Origin of the sequence: Kribbella sancticallisti, assembly GCF_039530625.1 — a bacterium.
GTDB lineage: Bacteria > Actinomycetota > Actinomycetes > Propionibacteriales > Kribbellaceae > Kribbella > Kribbella sancticallisti.
The window spans coordinates 1-1,451 of the sequence record NZ_BAAAOS010000016.1 but is presented as its reverse complement, the minus strand read 5'-3'; the positions used below and the strand labels follow the sequence as shown (position 1 = coordinate 1,451).

Genomic DNA, 1,451 nt, shown 5'->3' with positions numbered 1-1,451 from the left:
CATTGCCCCGCCGGAGGCTCCTGCTCTGCCCTGCTCATACTGAGAAGTCTTCCCCTCTCACGGGATAGGTGGATCTCTGATCGCTTAAGCCTGCCGTTAGCGGAAGTAGATGCTCAGAACGCCGGCAGTACAGTGCCCAGCAGCCTCTTGTGCCGGTCGACCACGGTGATGCGTCGCCAGCGGTCGAACAGGCCGCAAGGGTGCGAAATTCCCAGGGGCACGACGTCCCCTACCGTCAGATCGCTGTCCGCCGGAATCTCCAGGTGCAGATGCTGATCGCTGAGCAAGACGACGCGGCTCGTGGATGGCAGCGCAGCAGAGTGCCCATCACGATAACGAACGCCCAAAGGCGTCGGCAGGTCGGCGTCGTGCGGCAGGTTCCGCTTGCCCACAGCCGCGACCGCGCGTGCTTCCTCTGGCCGCGACAGAATGCGGGCCCATACGGTTGCCGCTGGACACAGGTCGGGGCCCTCGCCACGAACTCTCGGGAACGTCCGCGCATAGACACCATGGTCGTGAATGGCGTAGCAGCCACTACGCAGCAAAAGGGTCGCCTCTAGCTGTGACGCCACTGGTCGGCAGTTCGCGAGCACCCTGTCGAAGTACGCGGATCCCCCTGCGGACAGGATCGTTCCCGAACCGGAGATGCCGTGACGTTCCGCCAGTCGAGCTGCCGAGGAGGCGAGCCGGCGCAGATAGTCGTCGACCCGGTCGAGATCCGCGGAAGCAGTCCCCCCGAGCATTCCCTCGTAGCCTGACACCCCGCGCACGACGAGGTGACGCGACGTTGCCACCGCTTCGGCCACGGCGTCGAAGTCGTCATCGCCGCGGGCACCACATCTGCCGCCGAAGTAGCCGACCTCCAGCAGAACGGAATGCCTGGACGCCGGCGACTCGTGGTCAAGGGCGGCGTCAAGCCAACGTACCCCGGTCACCGAGTCCACCAAGGAGAGCACAGTTTTGCCGACATTCGCCATTTCGGCTACCCAGGCAATGTCCTTCGACTCGACCAGCTGATTCGCGACCAGGATCCTGTCCGCTCCGAGGCAGGCCGCAACTCTGCCCTGTACCGCGTTAGCTACTGTGAGGCCCCAAGTCGAGGTCTGTTGAAGCTGAAGCGCGAGGACTTCGTCGATCATCGTCGTTTTTGCATGCGGGGCGATCGATACCGACATCTCACGGCAATACCGATCCATCTCGGTCACGTTGTGCCGTACTGCCTCGATGTCCAGAGCAGCCACCGGGTACTCAAGGTGTTGGTCTCCGAGCCGGGACTGTGCGCTCATCGCACCGAATCGATTGCCTCGACGAGGCGATCGATCTCTTCTTCGGTATTGAAGTAGTGCACCGAGGCACGAACGACAGCAGGTAGGCCGCGGTCTTCCAGGTCAATCCTGGTCGACTCCACCGATGAGTGCCAGATGTTGATCTGCTGGTTCCGCAGCCGCTCG

At 63.1% G+C, this 1,451-nt stretch carries 1 protein-coding gene; it reads right to left on the bottom strand.

Annotated features, from left to right (window positions below):
- Positions 1-113 precede the first annotated feature (113 nt).
- Positions 114-1,286 carry an alanine racemase gene (locus ABD255_RS07605; protein WP_344211276.1) on the bottom strand — a complete coding sequence of 391 codons (1,173 nt, stop codon included), beginning with the start codon at positions 1,284-1,286 and terminating at the stop codon, positions 114-116.
- Positions 1,287-1,451 lie beyond the last annotated feature (165 nt).

Bases quoted from the DNA above. Each gene is read 5' to 3' on its own strand.
- ABD255_RS07605 (WP_344211276.1), bottom strand. From the start codon at position 1,286: ATGAGCGCACAGTCCCGGCTCGGAGACCAACACCTTGAGTACCCGGTG.